At 69.1% G+C, this 15,200-nt stretch carries 17 protein-coding genes; 6 read left to right on the top strand and 11 right to left on the bottom strand.

The window, feature by feature from the left end:
* Positions 1 to 148: 148 nt before the first annotated feature.
* Together ACFWDI_RS13240 and ACFWDI_RS13235 are read right to left on the bottom strand one after the other, a co-directional pair.
* Positions 149 to 265 carry an SGM_5486 family transporter-associated protein gene (locus ACFWDI_RS13240; protein WP_327322740.1) on the bottom strand — a complete coding sequence of 39 codons (117 nt, stop codon included), beginning with the start codon at positions 263 to 265 and terminating at the stop codon, positions 149 to 151.
* Positions 266 to 282: 17 nt separating this feature from the next.
* A complete protein-coding gene (locus ACFWDI_RS13235; protein WP_385303561.1) occupies positions 283 to 1,545 on the bottom strand; it encodes a CynX/NimT family MFS transporter in 1,263 nt (420 codons plus the stop codon).
* 69 nt (positions 1,546 to 1,614) lie between these two features.
* On the opposite strand from ACFWDI_RS13235, the gene ACFWDI_RS13230 reads away from it, so the two are divergent.
* On the top strand, positions 1,615 to 2,301 hold the full coding sequence (locus tag ACFWDI_RS13230; protein WP_385303560.1) for a FadR/GntR family transcriptional regulator: 687 nt from the start codon (positions 1,615 to 1,617) through the stop codon (positions 2,299 to 2,301).
* Here the strand turns inward: ACFWDI_RS13230 and ACFWDI_RS13225 are convergent.
* The 5 genes from ACFWDI_RS13225 to ACFWDI_RS13205 form a co-directional block, all read right to left on the bottom strand.
* On the bottom strand, positions 2,264 to 2,638 hold the full coding sequence (locus tag ACFWDI_RS13225; protein ID WP_385303559.1) for a hypothetical protein: 375 nt from the start codon (positions 2,636 to 2,638) through the stop codon (positions 2,264 to 2,266). The two genes, ACFWDI_RS13230 and ACFWDI_RS13225, sit on opposite strands and share 38 nt — an antisense overlap.
* Positions 2,639 to 2,831: 193 nt before the next feature.
* Entirely contained in the window at positions 2,832 to 3,602 is a 771-nt protein-coding gene (fabI, locus tag ACFWDI_RS13220; RefSeq protein WP_385303558.1) for an enoyl-ACP reductase FabI, read from the bottom strand.
* A gap of 4 nt (positions 3,603 to 3,606) precedes the next feature.
* Positions 3,607 to 4,311, bottom strand: a complete 705-nt coding sequence (fabG, locus tag ACFWDI_RS13215) for a 3-oxoacyl-[acyl-carrier-protein] reductase (protein ID WP_385303557.1) — start codon at positions 4,309 to 4,311, stop codon at positions 3,607 to 3,609.
* 275 nt (positions 4,312 to 4,586) lie between these two features.
* Positions 4,587 to 5,483, bottom strand: coding sequence for a helix-turn-helix transcriptional regulator (locus ACFWDI_RS13210; RefSeq protein ID WP_385303556.1), 897 nt, complete (start codon positions 5,481 to 5,483; stop codon positions 4,587 to 4,589).
* A gap of 91 nt (positions 5,484 to 5,574) precedes the next feature.
* The gene (locus tag ACFWDI_RS13205; protein WP_385303554.1) at positions 5,575 to 5,847 is read right to left on the bottom strand and encodes a hypothetical protein; all 273 of its coding nucleotides are present in this window, start codon (positions 5,845 to 5,847) and stop codon (positions 5,575 to 5,577) included.
* A 462-nt stretch (positions 5,848 to 6,309) separates the two neighbouring features.
* On the opposite strand from ACFWDI_RS13205, the gene ACFWDI_RS13200 reads away from it, so the two are divergent.
* The 3 genes from ACFWDI_RS13200 (at position 6,310) to tyrS (ending at position 10,604) form a co-directional block, all read left to right on the top strand.
* Positions 6,310 to 7,833 (top strand): TldD/PmbA family protein, encoded by a 1,524-nt coding sequence (locus ACFWDI_RS13200; RefSeq protein WP_385303553.1) that lies wholly within the window; start codon positions 6,310 to 6,312, stop codon positions 7,831 to 7,833.
* Between the two features lie 49 nt (positions 7,834 to 7,882).
* A complete protein-coding gene (locus tag ACFWDI_RS13195; RefSeq protein WP_385303552.1) occupies positions 7,883 to 9,274 on the top strand; it encodes a metallopeptidase TldD-related protein in 1,392 nt (463 codons plus the stop codon).
* A 61-nt stretch (positions 9,275 to 9,335) separates the two neighbouring features.
* Positions 9,336 to 10,604 (top strand): tyrosine--tRNA ligase, encoded by a 1,269-nt coding sequence (gene tyrS / locus ACFWDI_RS13190; protein WP_327322749.1) that lies wholly within the window; start codon positions 9,336 to 9,338, stop codon positions 10,602 to 10,604.
* 77 nt (positions 10,605 to 10,681) lie between these two features.
* Here tyrS and ACFWDI_RS13185 read toward each other — a convergent pair whose 3' ends face one another.
* A complete protein-coding gene (locus ACFWDI_RS13185) occupies positions 10,682 to 10,957 on the bottom strand; it encodes a GlsB/YeaQ/YmgE family stress response membrane protein (protein WP_327328265.1) in 276 nt (91 codons plus the stop codon).
* A gap of 217 nt (positions 10,958 to 11,174) precedes the next feature.
* Here ACFWDI_RS13185 and ACFWDI_RS13180 point away from each other — a divergent pair, with 217 nt between their 5' ends.
* Together ACFWDI_RS13180 and ACFWDI_RS13175 are read left to right on the top strand one after the other, a co-directional pair.
* The gene (locus tag ACFWDI_RS13180; RefSeq protein WP_327322750.1) at positions 11,175 to 11,558 is read left to right on the top strand and encodes a DUF3099 domain-containing protein; all 384 of its coding nucleotides are present in this window, start codon (positions 11,175 to 11,177) and stop codon (positions 11,556 to 11,558) included.
* A gap of 180 nt (positions 11,559 to 11,738) precedes the next feature.
* A complete protein-coding gene (locus ACFWDI_RS13175; protein ID WP_385303550.1) occupies positions 11,739 to 11,969 on the top strand; it encodes a hypothetical protein in 231 nt (76 codons plus the stop codon).
* A 48-nt stretch (positions 11,970 to 12,017) separates the two neighbouring features.
* On the opposite strand, the gene moaA is transcribed toward ACFWDI_RS13175, so the two are convergent.
* The 3 genes from moaA to ACFWDI_RS13160 form a co-directional block, all read right to left on the bottom strand.
* Positions 12,018 to 13,007: a GTP 3',8-cyclase MoaA gene (moaA, locus tag ACFWDI_RS13170; protein ID WP_385303548.1), complete on the bottom strand. Its 990-nt coding sequence runs from the start codon at positions 13,005 to 13,007 to the stop codon at positions 12,018 to 12,020.
* Positions 13,008 to 13,161: 154 nt separating this feature from the next.
* Positions 13,162 to 14,805 (bottom strand): cation acetate symporter, encoded by a 1,644-nt coding sequence (locus ACFWDI_RS13165; RefSeq protein ID WP_385303547.1) that lies wholly within the window; start codon positions 14,803 to 14,805, stop codon positions 13,162 to 13,164.
* Positions 14,802 to 15,167, bottom strand: coding sequence for a DUF485 domain-containing protein (locus ACFWDI_RS13160; RefSeq protein ID WP_327322754.1), 366 nt, complete (start codon positions 15,165 to 15,167; stop codon positions 14,802 to 14,804). Before ACFWDI_RS13160 ends, ACFWDI_RS13165 begins: the two co-directional genes overlap by 4 nt.
* Positions 15,168 to 15,200 lie beyond the last annotated feature (33 nt).

The raw sequence follows: 15,200 nt of genomic DNA, 5'->3' as shown, positions 1-15,200 counted from the left end.
CCGGGGCGCCTTGAGCGTCTGCCGGCGGTCGATCGTGCTCGACCGCTCGTCCCTCGCGGCCTCCGCGCGTTCTCCCTTTCGGCACCCGCGCGCCCCTTCGGCTCACTCGCCGGAGCTTGCCAGGGCTTGCGGCGGGACAACGACCGTGTCAGGGCGAGGCGATGGACGCGACAACGGCGATCACCACGGTGATGGCGATCATCACGCCGAAGACGTAGAGGAGCTTCTTCTGGCCATTCGGGGGATTCGGGTCGAGCACAGGCATGGAGCCAGTCTCGCACCTCAGCATTCGTCCTCGATCGTCCGGTCCCGGCCGGCCAGGATGCCGACGGCGATCTGCGGCACGATCAGCCCCGCCATCAGCGCGATCGGCAGCCCCCAGCCGCCACTGTGCTGGTAGAGCACGCCCACCAGCAGCGGTCCGGGAATGGAGATCAGATAGCCGGTGGACTGCGCGAAGGCCGACAGCCGTACCACGCCGATGCCGGTCCTCGACCGCATGCCGATCAGGGTGAGGGCGAGCGGGAAGGCGCAGTTGGAGATACCCAGCAGCAGCGCCCAGGCCCAGGCTCCGGCGGCCGGCGCGAAGAACAGGCCCGCGTAGCCGGTCAGTCCGCACAGGCCGAGGGCGACGACGATCGGGCCCTGGGTCCTCATCCGGGTGGCCAGCCGCGGGATGACGAAGGCGAGCGGCACGCCCATCACCATGGTCACGGCGAGCAGCACGCCGGCCGTGCCGGCCGAGACCCCCGCGTCACGGAAGATCTGCGGCATCCAGCCCATGGTGATGTACGCGCCGGTGGCCTGGAGGCCGAAGAAGCAGCCGAGCGCCCATGCGGTGCGGCTACGGGTGACCCGTGGGGCCCGGATGTCCTGGGCCGGTGCGGCCGGAGTGCTCCGCGCGGCCGCGCCGCGGTCGCGGACCAGGCCTGTCCAGGGCAGTACGGCGAGGGCGGCGAGGACCGCCCAGATCCCGAGGCCGACCCGCCAACTGCCGCCCAGCGCCTCGGTCATGGGCACGGTGGCAGCCGCGGCGGCAGAGGTGCCGAGCGCCAGCGCCATCGAGTAGAGCCCGGTCATGGAGCCGACACGGTCGGGGAAGTACCGCTTGATGATCACCGGCATCAGGACGTTGCTGACGGCGATGCCCATGAGGGCGAGCGCGCTGGCGGCGAGGAAGCCGACTGTGCCGCCGGCGAAGGGCCGGATCAGCAGCCCGGTCGCGATGGCGGCCATGCCCGCGCAGACGACGGCCCCGGCGCCGAAGCGCCGGGCAAGCCGCGGTGCCGCGATCCCGAAGAGCGCGAAACAGAGCGGCGGTACGGAGGTGAGGACGCCGGCCACGCTGCCACTCATGTGCAGCCCGACCCGGGCCTCTTCGAGGAGCGCGCCGAGGCTGGTGATGGCGGGGCGGAGATTGAGTGCCGCGAGGACGATGCCTGCGATCACGAGCCGGGTGAGCCAGGCCGCGGGCCGCGAGGCCAACGGTTCCGCGGCGGTACGGTCGGTGGTGGCGGGGCTCAGCGTCTGGGTCTCGTCGGGCATGTGGCCATCATAGAATCATGGGATGATTGGTTGTCCAATCCCGTACGAGTCTTGTGCACAAGGAGCACCATGGCGCTGACCTCTCCCCGGCGTTCCGCACTCTCCGACCAGGTGATCGCCCAGCTGCGGAACCAGATCACCTCGGGCGAGTGGCCGGTAGGTTCCCGGATCCCCACCGAGCCGGAACTGGTCGAGCAGCTGGGCGTGGCCCGCAACACCGTCCGCGAGGCGGTCCGCGCGCTCGCGCACAACGGACTCCTGGACATCCGGCAGGGTTCGGGGACGTATGTCGTGGCGACGAGCGAACTGGCCGGCGTCATGCACCGCCGCTTCGCGGACGCCAACCCCCGGCATATCGCCGAGCTGCGCTCCACCCTCGAGTCCTCCGCCGCCGAGCTGGCCGCCGAGCGGCGTACGGAACGCGATCTCAAGCAGCTGGACACCCTCCTCGCCCGCCGCGAGGAGGCGTGGGCCACGGGCGACGCGGAGCAGTTCGTCGCCGCGGATGCGACATTCCATCAGGCGGTGGTGGCCGCTTCGCACAATGAGGTGCTGACCGAGATCTACGCCGACCTGGGCGATCTGCTGCGGGACTGGCTGCGCGACGACATCGGCCGCGAACTGCGCCCGGAGAACCATATGGACCACGCGCGGATGGTCGAGGCGATCCGCGCGGGCGACGGTGACGCGGCGGCCGCGGAGGCGGCGGGCTACCCGTTCATGTGCCTGCGGAATCCCGCAGGGGCTGGTGGCTGACCCAGACCGTGCTCACCTCCTTCCAGCAGCGGTCGGTGAGCTCTGCGTAGCCGGCCGGGCCTATCTCGACGGGCGCGCTGTCCGCGTCGACGTCCCACCAGCGCTCGCACTCGATGTGCAGCCGGACGCGGTCGGTCTGGGGGTACGGGTTGTGGCAGTAGGCGGTGGCCCGGGAGCCGTCGACGACGGTGCGGCAGTCGGCCTTGAAATCCCGCGGCTCGGACTGGGGCTTCGAATCTTCGGGGGGCGGCTGGGAAACGGCGGTCGGCGGCGCCCACAGCAGGGCCAGCACCGTCACCGTGGTCAGTACGGAGGCGAAGCACAAGGTCGTACGCACAAGCAGGACCTCCTCGGCCGTACTGCGGCGCGAAATAGCCGCGGCTGCACCACAAGGGGGATTGCCTCTCCAGCGTCGCCTTCCCGGCGGTGCGCCGCGCGCTCCGGGGGCCCGAACGGGCGACGCCCCGCTCCCCGCACAGGGCGGGAAACGGGGCGTCGTTCTCGTACGAGGGGGTTCTTGTACGGAGGGTTCAGGCACCCATCATGTGCACGCCACCGTCGACATGGACGATCTCGCCGGTCGTGCGCGGGAAGAAGTCCGAGAGCAGACCGACGACACCGCGGCCGGCCGGGTCAGGGTCGGCCAGGTCCCAGCCGATCGGGGCGCGGTGGTTCCACACGTCCGCGAGCTCCTCGAAGCCCGGGATGGACTTCGCGGCAATCGACTTGATCGGGCCGGCCGCGATCAGGTTGCAGCGGACGTTCTTGGCGCCGAGGTCGCGGGCGAGGTAGCGGTTGGTGGACTCCAGGGCCGCCTTGGCCACGCCCATCCAGTCGTACTTCGGCCAGGCGATCGTCGCGTCGAAGGTGAGGCCGACGACCGAACCGCCGCGCTGCATCAGCGGGAGGCAGGCCATGGTGAGCGACTTGTAGGAGTACGCCGAGACCTGGACGGCCGTGGAGACGTCCTCCCAGCTCGCTTCGAGGAAGTTGAACGCGCCCTGCGGGCCGAAGGCGATCGAGTGCACGATGCCGTCGAGGCCCGAGTCGTCGCTGGAGTGCTCACGGATCTTGTCCGCGAGGCCGTCCAGGTGCTCCTGGTTGGTGACATCCAGCTCGATGACCGGGGCGGGCTTGGGCAGCCGCTTCGCGATGCGCTCGACCAGTGAGAGTCGGCCGAAGCCGGTGAGGATGACCTCCGCGCCCTCCTCCTGGGCCACCTTGGCGGCGTGGAAGGCGATGGACCCCTCGGTGAGGACGCCTGTGACGAGAATGCGCTTGCCGGCGAGGATTCCACTCATGTGATCAGTGACCCATGCCCAATCCGCCGTCAACGGGGATGACGGCTCCAGTGATGTACGAGGCGTCGTCGGAGGCGAGGAAGCGCACCGTGGCGGCGATCTCCTCCGGCTGCGCATAGCGGCCGAGCGGCACCTGCGAGACGATGCCCGCGCGCTGCTCGTCCGTGAGCACCTTGGTCATGTCGGTGTCGACAAAACCGGGTGTGACGACGTTGAACGTGATGTTCCGCGAGCCGAGCTCACGGGCGAGGGAGCGGGCGAAGCCGACGAGACCGGCCTTCGATGCGGCGTAGTTCGCCTGCCCCGCCGAGCCCAGCAGACCGACCACGGAGGAGATCAGTACGACGCGGCCCTTCTTGGCCCGCAGCATGCCGCGGTTGGCGCGCTTCACGACCCGGAAGGTGCCGGTGAGGTTGGTGTCGAGGACGGTGGTGAAGTCGTCCTCGGACATCCGCATCAGCAGCTGGTCCTTGGTGACACCGGCGTTGGCGACCAGCACCTCCACCGGACCGTGCTTCTCCTCGATCTCCTTGTAGGCCTGCTCCACCTGCTCGGTGTCGGTGATGTCGCACTTGACGGCGAGGAAGCCGGCCGGCGGCTCGCCGGAGCGGTACGTGATCGCGACCTTGTCGCCGGCTTCGGCGAACGCGCGGGCGATGGCGAGGCCGATGCCCCGGTTTCCTCCGGTGACGAGAACCGAGCGGCTCAACGGATCACCCTTTCGATAGCGGTCTGGTACCTCGAAAACCTATCGGTCCCGCCCGCATTACGGAGAATCGGGCCCTGACAGCGCCGTACTGCAGTCACTGTCGGGTCCCTACAGAATTACCGAGCCGCGGCTTTGCACGAGCCGCCGCGCGAGCTCGTCGATGCGGCCCTTCGGCTCCGACTACGGCAGGCCGATTCATTCGCCCCGGCCGGCCGGCCCTGCACGCGGTGTACGGAACGGATGGGGGACACCGGCCCCCGGGTACTCCCCATTCGTCAGGCGACGGCCACTGGGGTGGTGGGCGCCACCGCGCCGTTGTCGATGACGAGCAGCAGGTCGCCCACGGTCGCGTCCCTGCCGAGCCCCAATTCCGAGACGGGCCGTGAACCGGGGATCTCACGTGCGCTGACAGGAGGGAGATACAGCTCGTTCTCTCTCCCCTGGAAGGCGAGGATCACCCATGTCTCGTCGCGTCCTATGCGTGAGGCCACAGTGTCAAGACGGTCGGGAAGCACAGCGCAGACCACGGTGAGCCGTTGATGTTCGGCTCGGGGGAAGGCCGAAATCATCTCCAGGACGCCGGGGGCGGAGAGGGTGCCTTCCAGCAGTTGCGCGACGGCGGCTCGGTCTGCCGAACGGTCGTCGTCCTGCACCGCGTGGACGAACCGCACGATCGGCAGACCGTCGTCGAGCACCTGCCGCCAGCGCGACAGCATGAAGTCGATGTGCAGGGCGTCCTCGCGGGCCGCTCCTACGTCACCGGCCTTCTCGCCGATCGCCGCCAGCCAGGCGTTGACCTCTGCCCAGCGCCAGACGAGGGAGCGGCCGACCGTACCCTCGGGCTCCGGGAACGCCGGGGCGTCATGACGCCGCTCGCCGTTCACCCACTGCAGGACGTTCTGCCGGGTGCGGCCGGCCCGCTCGGCGATGTCCGATACGCCGACCAGGTCCGGGTCGAGCCGGAGCAGACGCAGCTGGGGCAGCTCCTGGTGCAGCCGCACGACCAGGCGGTGCGCCGCGTCAATGGCACTGTCCCCGCTTTCCGACACATCCAGGAGATGCTTGCCCCGGTGCCGGGTGAGCAGCCCGTCGAACTCGTCGAAGATGACGCCGACCGCCACGTCGTCGTCCACGCTGATGCCGTCCACGACGAAGACAAACTCGTATTCCATCGCGCCCCAACCCCCCTTGATCGTGCTCCACGAACCCGCGCCAGGGTCCGCCACCCCTCTGAGGGCAGACTTACCCAGTGCACGTACGTTGTCAAACGACAACACCGCCACCCGGGGCACGGCGCGGGTCCCCCTCAGGGAGCGGGCACAGCTTCGCGCGCCGCGCGAGGTTCCGTGCCGTGCGCCCGGGATTCTTCGCCGTACCCGGCACCGGGATGGTGAGGCACCCTTCGGCACAGGTGCAGTACAGCCGCCCCCAGTGCCCTTCCTTGCGCAGTGTCCAGCCGGCGGCAACGAGCCACTTGAGGACTTCGCGGATCTCTTTGTGCTGGTGATCCGCCGGTGACACTTCGCGCCCGACCATCCACCATCTCCCCAACGCTCACGGCGGTACCGGGAGTTGACTGTCAACTCCGCGTGACCGAGAGACTACCCCTGGGGTACGACAATCGGCGAAATCGCACGTCGATGCGGCATTTGAGACCTCCGGCCGGTCATTCGCGGTCAGCGGTCACGAGGGAGGAGGCAGCGGATCTGCCTGCCGACGGGTGTCGGCCGTGACGTCCCAGCCGGGCGCGAGCAAATCCATGAGCGGGAGCCCACAGCCGGACTCGGCAGTGGGGGCGCCGAGTTGGACGCCAGTGCGGCGTGATGCGAGTGGTCCGCGGTTCCTGGACTACTCGGCGAGCTCCACCTGGTGGGGATCCGGTGCGCAGCGCCGCCTGTGCTCATGAGGTAGTTACCGCGATTTCCGGTTCGGAGCCGGGTGGGAGGCGTGCTTCACTTCCGCGTAGTGATCCGAGGCCGTGAGAAGGGGAGGCCGCTTGTGGCCCATGACATCGATCAGACGTTCACCGCGCTGCCGCTGCGGGCCCTCGCCGACGCGGCACTCGCGCGGGCGCGGGCGCTCGGCGCCGAGCACGCCGATTTCCGCTTCGAGCGCGTGCGCAGTGCGGCGTGGCGGCTGCGCGACGCCAAGCCCGCCGGTTCATCGGACACCACGGACCTGGGGTACGCGGTGCGGGTGGTCCACGGCGGTGCCTGGGGCTTCGCCTCAGGGGTCGATATGACGATGGACGCGGCCGCCAGGGTCGCCGGCCAGGCGGTCGCGATGGCGAAGCTCTCGGCGCAGGTGATCGCGGCGGCGGGCTCCGACGAGCGGGTGGAGCTGGCGGACGAGCCGGTGCACGCGGAGCGGACCTGGGTCTCCGCATACGAGATCAACCCGTTCGAGGTGCCCGACGAGGAGAAGACGGCGCTGCTCGCGGAGTGGAGCGCGCGGCTGCTGCGGGCGGACGGCGTTGCGCATGTGGACGCCTCGCTGCTCACGGTCCAGGAGAACAAGTTCTACGCGGACACGGCGGGCACCGTCACCACGCAGCAGCGGGTGCGGCTGCATCCGCAGCTCACGGCCGTCGCCGTCGACGAGACGACTGGCGAGTTCGACTCGATGCGCACGATCGCGCCGCCGGTGGGGCGCGGCTGGGAGTATCTGACCGGCACGGGCTGGGACTGGGAGTCCGAGCTGGAGCAGATCCCGGCGCTGCTGGCCGAGAAGATGCGCGCGCCGAGCGTCGAGGCGGGACGCTACGACCTGGTGGTCGACCCGTCGAATCTCTGGCTGACCATCCATGAGTCGATCGGCCATGCCACCGAGCTGGACCGGGCGCTGGGGTACGAGGCGGCGTACGCCGGGACGTCCTTCGCCACCTTCGACAAACTGGGGAAGCTGGCGTACGGCTCCTCGATCATGAATGTGACGGGCGACCGGACCGCCGAGCACGGTCTCGCCACGGTGGGCTTCGACGACGAGGGCGTCGAGGCTCAGTCGTGGAACCTCGTCAAGGACGGCACGCTGGTGGGTTACCAGCTGGACCGGCGGATCGCGAAGCTGACGGGTCTCGGCCGGTCCAACGGCTGCGCCTACGCGGACTCCCCGGGCCATGTGCCGGTGCAGCGGATGGCGAACGTGTCACTGCAGCCGGAGCCGGGCGGCCTGTCGACGGAGGATCTGATCGGCGGGGTGGAGCGCGGCATCTATGTGGTCGGCGACCGGTCGTGGTCGATCGACATGCAGCGCTACAACTTCCAGTTCACCGGGCAGCGCTTCTTCCGTATCGAGAACGGCAGGCTGGCCGGTCAGCTGCGCGATGTCGCGTACCAGGCGACGACGACGGACTTCTGGGGCTCGATGGAGAAGGTGGGAGGCCCGCAGACGTACGTCCTGGGCGGCGCCTTCAACTGCGGGAAGGCCCAGCCGGGCCAGGTCGCGGCGGTCTCCCACGGCTGCCCGTCTGCGCTGTTCCGCGGCGTCAACATCCTCAACACGACGCAGGAGGCGGGCCGATGAGAGCGCCCCGCACGCCGTTCAGTCTCAACACCACGCAGGAGGCCGGTCGATGAGCCGCAACAGCAAGCCGCACGAGACGGTCGAGCGGGCGCTGGAGCTGTCCACCGCCGACAGCTGTGTCGTCATCGCCGACGAGCACTCCTCCGCCAATCTGCGCTGGGCCCGCAACGCCCTGACCACCAACGGTGTGACCCGCGGCCGCACCCTCACCGTCATCGCGACCGTCGACGGCGCCGAGGGCACCGCCTCCGGTGTCGTGTCGCGGTCCGCCGTCACCGCTGCCGATCTCGAGCCGCTGGTACGGGCCGCGGAGGCCGCCGCACGCACAGCCGGGCCCGCCGAGGACGCCCAGCCGCTCGTCGAAGGGGTCCCGGCCTCCCCGGACTTCACGGACGCGCCCCTCGAGACGTCCTCAGCCGTCTTCGCAGACTTCGCGCCCGCGCTGGGCGAGGCCTTCGCCCGCGCCAAGGCCGGTGAGCGTGAGCTCTACGGCTTCGCCAACCATGAGCTGACCTCCACCTACCTCGGTACGTCGACCGGGCTGCGGCTGCGGCACGACCAGCCGAACGGGACGCTGGAGCTCAACGCCAAGTCCCCGGACCGCGCCCGTTCCGCCTGGGCCGGCCGTTCGACGCGGGACTTCAAGGACGTGGACCCGGCGCAGCTGGACGCGGAGCTCGCGCAGCGCCTCAGCTGGGCTCAGCGCCGAATCGAGCTGCCCGCCGGGCGGTACGAGACGCTGCTGCCGCCCACCGCCGTGGCCGATCTGCTGATCTACCAGCTGTGGTCGTCGACGGCGCGGGACGCGGTGGAGGGCCGTACCGTCTTCTCCAAGCCGGGCGGCGGCACCCGCGTCGGCGAGAAGCTGTCCGATCTTCCGCTCACGCTGCGCAGCGATCCGAACGAGCCGGGCCTGGAGTCCGCGCCCTTCGTGATCGCGCACTCCTCCGGCGACGACGCCTCGGTCTTCGACAACGGCCTGCCACTGTCGAGCACCGACTGGGTACGCGACGGAAAGCTGGAGCATCTGGTCACCACCCGGCACAGCGCCGGTCTGACGGGCCTGCCGGTCGCGCCAGGCGCCGGCAATCTGATCCTGGACGGCGGCGGTGAGCGTTCGCTGGACGAGATGGTGTCCGCGACGGCCCGCGGGCTGCTGCTGACCTGCCTCTGGTATATCCGCGAGGTCGACCCGGCGACGCTGCTGCTGACCGGTCTCACCCGGGACGGCGTCTATCTCGTGGAGAACGGCGAGGTCGTCGGCGAGGTCAACAACTTCCGCTTCAACGAGTCGCCGGTCGACCTGCTGTCGCGGGCCACCGAGGCCGGCCGCACCGAGAAGACGCTGCCGCGCGAGTGGGGCGACTGGTTCACCCGGGCCGCGATGCCCGCGCTCCGGGTCCCGGATTTCAATATGAGTTCGGTCAGCCAGGGCGTATAACCTCGGAGGAGTCTGTATGCACAGACGTCCCCCCCAGCACACCGAAGGAGACGCGAGACCCGTGACGGACATCGTCGACGAACTGCAGTGGCGAGGGCTGATCGCTCTCTCCACTGACGAGGACGCATTGCGCAAGGCGTTCGCGGACGGTCCCGTCACGTTCTATTGCGGCTTCGACCCGACCGCGCCCAGCCTGCACCTCGGCAACCTGGTCCAGATCCTCACCATGCGCCGGATCCAGCAGGCGGGGAACCGCCCGCTGGGCCTCGTCGGCGGTGCCACCGGTCTGATCGGTGACCCGAAGCCGAACTCGGAGCGCACGCTGAACGCTCCGGAGGTCGTCGCGGCCTGGGTGGAGCGGCTGCGCGGGCAGATCGAGCGCTTCCTCGATTTCGACGGTCCGTACGCCGCGACCATGGTCAACAACCTGGACTGGACGTCGGGGCTCTCCGCGATCGACTTCCTGCGCGACATCGGCAAGTACTTCCGGGTCAACAAGATGATCGCGAAGGAGGCGGTCGCCCGGCGGCTGAACTCCGACGCGGGTATCAGCTACACCGAGTTCAGCTACCAGATCCTGCAGGGCATGGACTTCCTGGAGCTGTACCGGCGGTACGGCTGCACCCTGCAGACAGGCGGCAGCGACCAGTGGGGGAACCTCACCGCGGGCACCGACCTGATCCACCGGGTCGAGCCCGAGGCCGAGGTGCACGCGCTGGCCACACCGCTGATCACCAAGGCCGACGGCACGAAGTTCGGCAAGACGGAGTCCGGCACGGTCTGGCTCGACCCGGAGCGGACCACGCCGTACGCCTTCTACCAGTTCTGGCTGAACGCGGACGACCGGGACGTCTCCAAGTTCCTGCGGATCTTCAGCTTCAAGTCCCGCGAGGAGATCGAGGAGCTGGAGAAGCTGACCGAGGAGCGGCCGCAGGCGCGTGCCGCGCAGCGGGCGCTGGCCGAGGAGCTGACGACGCTGGTGCACGGCGCTGACCAGTGCGCCGCGGTCGTCAATGCGTCGAAGGCGCTCTTCGGGCAGGGCGAGCTGGCCGAGCTCGACGAGCCGACGCTGCGGGCGGCGCTCTCCGAGCTGCCGCACGCCCAGGTCGCCGAGCTGGGCCCGGTCGTGGATCTGCTCGCGGAGGTGGGTCTCGCGCCGAGCAAGTCGGCCGCCCGCCGCACGGTGAAGGAGGGCGGGGCCTACGTGAACAACGTGAAGGTCACCGCCGAGGACGCCGTACCGGCGAAGGAGGAGCTGCTGCACGGCCGCTGGCTCGTGCTGCGCCGGGGCAAGAAGAACCTGGCTGCGGTCGAGGTCACGGCCGGCTGATCAGCCGCTGCAGAAGAACCGAGTCCGGTGGCGGCCGGGTGAGCTTCGTTGCTCACCCGGCCGCCGCCGTACCCGGCTCAGGCTCTCTGCCTCTTGCTCCGCATCGCGGTGTAGGCCATTTCGCCGAGGAAGACGATGACGACGGCCGCCAGGAGCTGGAGTCCGTGCCGGCCCCAGTCGATGCCCTTGGTCTCGGCGATGCCGAGACCCATCGCGAGCCAGTTGCCGAGCGCAGCGCCGACGATGCCGCAGATGGTGGCCAGCCACAGGGGCATGTGCTGCTTGCCGGGAAGGATCGCTTTCGCGATCAGGCCCAGCACGAAGCCCACGATGATCGCCCACAACCAGCCCATGGCTGCCTCCTCGTACGTGCTCCGCATGAGCAGTTACGCCGTCAGTCTCGGCCTGTCCGCGATACAGCGCATGTCGGGCGGCGCCATACGCGCTACGGCGCAGTCGGGACACGCAGGCGGGGCTCCCCCCGCTCTCGTAGGTGTCGGAGTCGCGGCGTACGGTGGAAGGCGTCAGGACCTGGGAGCGTCCGGCGTGGAAAATCGGTGGTGGAACCTGATGCGGAAGCATGGCAGTACGGAGGTCTTCCGGATCACGGGAGCCCGGCAGGGGCTCGCGGACGACGTCCGTGGCCGGCAGCGCCGCTATGTGATTTCGATGTCGGTGCGGACCGTGGCGGTGATCCTCGCCGCCGTCCTGTGGAACGTCGAACGTCATGTGGCGATCGTGGCGCTGGTGCTCGGTGGGCTTCTTCCCTACATTGCCGTGGTGATCGCCAACGCGGGCCGGGAGAACGCGCCTTCGCTGCCGTCGACCTTCGTTCCAACCCCTTCCCGGCCGATGATCACGCCTTCCCCGGGACCGCCCACAGCCGCCGCGGCGGAGGACGAGCCGGAAGCCGGAGCCTCCGAGCGGGACCGTCGAGAGCGCGACCAGAGCTGATTTCACGGGGGCTGCGAAGCTCAAGAAAAGCTCAGATCAATCATGAAGTTCCGGTGCACCACACCCCGTTCCCCGTGACATACTTCGTAAGCGCTCCGCATCCCCCGTCGGAGCGACGGACCGACGCCGGGCAGCTCCCCCCGTGGCTGCTCGGCGTCGCCTTGTTTGGGATGAACATCAGTGAGTGACGAAACACCGATCTGCTCCGCCAAGGGCTGCCGCACCCACGCCGTCTGGGTACTGGCGTGGAACAACCCGAAGCTGCACACTCCTGAGCGCCGCAAGACCTGGCTCGCCTGCGACGAGCACCGTGAGCATCTCTCCCACTTCCTTGACCTGCGCGGTTTTCTCAAGGATGTGGTGACGCTCGAGGAGTGGGAGCGTGGCTCCTCCGGAGCGGGCTCGGGCTAGGATGCCGACTCGGGCTCGGATGCCGGCTCGCGCGGCCCGGAATCCGGCTCAGCCGCCGATCGCTGACATCGGCCGGTCGGGCTGCAGGAACGACGGGTCGTCAAGGCCCGATCCCGCCTTCTTGCCCCACATCGCCACCTTCCAGATGCGCGCGATCTCCGCGTCGGGTGCGTCCGAGCGCAGCGCGTCGCGCAGGTCCGTCTCCTCGCGGGCGAACAGACAGGTGCGCACCTGGCCGTCGGCGGTGAGGCGGGTGCGGTCGCAGGCCTGGCAGAACGGGCGGGTGACGGAGGCGATGACGCCGACCCGGTGCGGTCCGCCGTCCACGGTCCAGCGCTCGGCGGGCGCGGATCCACGCTCCTCGTCGCCCTCCGCGGTGAGCGTGAAGCGCGTACGCAGGGACTCCAGGATGTCGCCGGCGGTGATCATGCCGTCGCGCTTCCAGCCGTGCTGAGCGTCGAGCGGCATCTGCTCGATGAAGCGCAGCTCGTAGTCGTTGGCCACGGCCCAGGCGAGCAGGTCGGGGGCTTCGTCGTCGTTGAGCCCCGGCATCAGAACCGTATTGACCTTGACGGGGGTGAGGCCGGCGGCGCGGGCGGCCTCCAGGCCGTCCAGCACATCGCGGTGGCGGTCGCGGCGGGTGAGGGTCTTGAAGACGTCGGGCCGCAGAGTGTCGAGCGAGACATTGACCCGGTCCAGGCCGGCGGCTTTGAGCGCGGCTGCCGTGCGCTTGAGTCCGATGCCATTGGTGGTCAGCGACATCTGGGGGCGGGGCTCGAGAGCGGCGCACCGCTCGACTATGCCGACCAGCCCCGGCCGCAGCAGCGGCTCCCCGCCGGTGAAGCGGACCTCGGTGATGCCGAGGTCGGTGACGGCGATACGCATCAGCCGGACGATCTCGTCGTCACTGAGCAGATCCGGCTTGGCGAGCCACTGCAGACCTTCTTCCGGCATGCAGTACGTACACCGCAGATTGCACCGGTCGGTCAGCGAAACTCGCAGGTCAGTGGCCACACGGCCATAGGTGTCGATGAGCACGGTGGGCCCCCTCCCCGCTTGGCGGATCTTATTGCCTCTGAGCCTACGCCAGAGGGCTGACAACTCCGGGGCCCGATTGTCACGAGGAGCGGCACGGCCGTGTCGTAGGACTCTACGACGCGGCCGTGCCCGGCACTCGGTACTGCGTCCCGGATCAGTGTGCTCCGATCCCGGTGAGGGACTTGACCTCGAGCTCCGCGTACTTGCCCTTGTCGGCCTCTTCCTTCGACAGGAGGGAGCCGAGCCAGCCGAGGAGGAAGCCCAGCGGGATCGAGACGATGCCCGGGTTCTCCAGCGGGAACCAGTAGAAGTCCGCTGTCTTGAACATCGAGGTGGGCTTGCCGGAGACGACCGGCGAGAAGAGCACCAGCACCACCGACGCGGTCAGGCCGCCGTAGATGGACCACAGGGCGCCCTGTGTGGTGAACCTCTTCCAGAACAAGCTGTAGAGGATCGTCGGCAGATTCGCCGATGCGGCCACCGCGAAGGCGAGTGCGACCAGGCCCGCCACGTTCAGATCACGGGCGAGCGCTCCGAGCGCGATGGAGACGACGCCGATGGCGACCGTCGCCCAGCGGGCCGCGCGGACCTCCTCCTTCTCGGTGGCCTTGCCCTTGCGGATGACATTCGCGTAGATGTCGTGCGCGAAGGACGAAGAGGACGCCAGGGTGAGGCCCGCGACCACCGCGAGGATGGTGGCGAAGGCGACCGCGGAGATCACCGCCAGCAGAATCGAGCCTCCGGCGGATCCCGCTCCGCCGCCGATCTCCAGGGCTGCCAGCGGAGCCGCCGTATTGCCCGCCTTGTTCGAGGCGATGATGTCGCCGGGCTTGAGCAGCGCGGCGGCACCGAAGCCGAGCACGATCGTCATCAGATAGAAGGCGCCGATGATGCCGATCGCCCAGATCACCGACTTACGGGCGGCCTTGGCGGTGGGCACGGTGTAGAAGCGGATCAGGATGTGCGGCAGGCCCGCGGTGCCCAGTACCAGCGCGATACCGAGCGAGATGAAGTCCAGCTTCGAGGTGCCGGTGGCGCCGTACTTGAGGCCGGGCTCCAGGAACGCCGATCCCTTGCCGCTGTTCTTCGCCGCCGAGCCGAGCAGGTCCGAGAGGTTGAAGTTGAACTTCAGCAGGATCAGGAAGGTGATGAGCACGGTGCCCGCGATGAGCAGGACGGCCTTGACCATCTGCACCCAGGTGGTGCCCTTCATACCGCCGATGGTCACGTACACGATCATCAGTACACCGACCAGCGCGACGATCGCGATCTTGCCCGCGTCGCTGGTGATGCCGAGCAGCAGCGAGACCAGTACGCCCGCGCCCGCCATCTGCGCCAGCAGATAGAAGATCGAGACGACGATGGTGGAGGTGCCGGCGGCGGTGCGGACCGGGCGCTGGCGCATCCGGTAGGCGAGGACGTCGCCCATGGTGTAGCGGCCGGAGTTGCGCAGCGGTTCGGCGACCAGCAGCAGCGCGACCAGCCAGGCGACCAGGAAGCCGACGGAGTACAGGAAGCCGTCGTAGCCGAAGAGGGCGATGGCGCCCGCGATTCCGAGGAAGGAGGCGGCGGACATGTAGTCGCCGGAGACCGCGAGGCCGTTCTGGAAGCCGGTGAACTGGCGGCCGCCGGCGTAGAAGTCGGATGCGCTCTTGGTCTGACGGCCGGCCCACACGGTGATGAAGAGGGTCGCGACGACGAAGCACGCGAACAGTGTGATGATCAGCGGCCGGTGCTCGCTCGCCCCTCCTCCGGCGGCGAACTGGACCGTGGGATACGCGGCGTACGCGGCGCTCATGCGTCGGCCTCCATACGGGACTTGATCGCCTCGGCCTTCGCGTCGAGCTTCGTGGAGGCGTAACGCGCATACAGCCAGGCGATGAGGAAGGTGGTGGCGAACTGGGAAAGTCCGAAGACGAGGGCGACGTTGATGTTGCCGATGAGCTTCGTGCCCATGAAGCCGCCGGCGTAGTTGGACAGCAGGACGTACAGCAGGTACCAGGCGATGAAGGCGACGGTCAGGGGGAAGGCGAAGGAGCGGTAGGTGCGGCGCAGTTCGCCGAATTCCGCACTCTCCTGCACCTCGACGAACGCCTCTGTCGTGGGCTGAGCGGGGCTGGTGTCCAGACCGCCCGGGGGCGACGGTGCATCGGTAGCCACGGAATCTCCTCGCGACGCGGGTGCGGTGGGGAA

This window comes from Streptomyces sp. NPDC060064, assembly GCF_042736455.1.
Lineage (GTDB): Bacteria > Actinomycetota > Actinomycetes > Streptomycetales > Streptomycetaceae > Streptomyces.
Note: the sequence above shows the minus strand (reverse complement) of the source record. Positions and strands in the feature narration are given on the sequence as shown.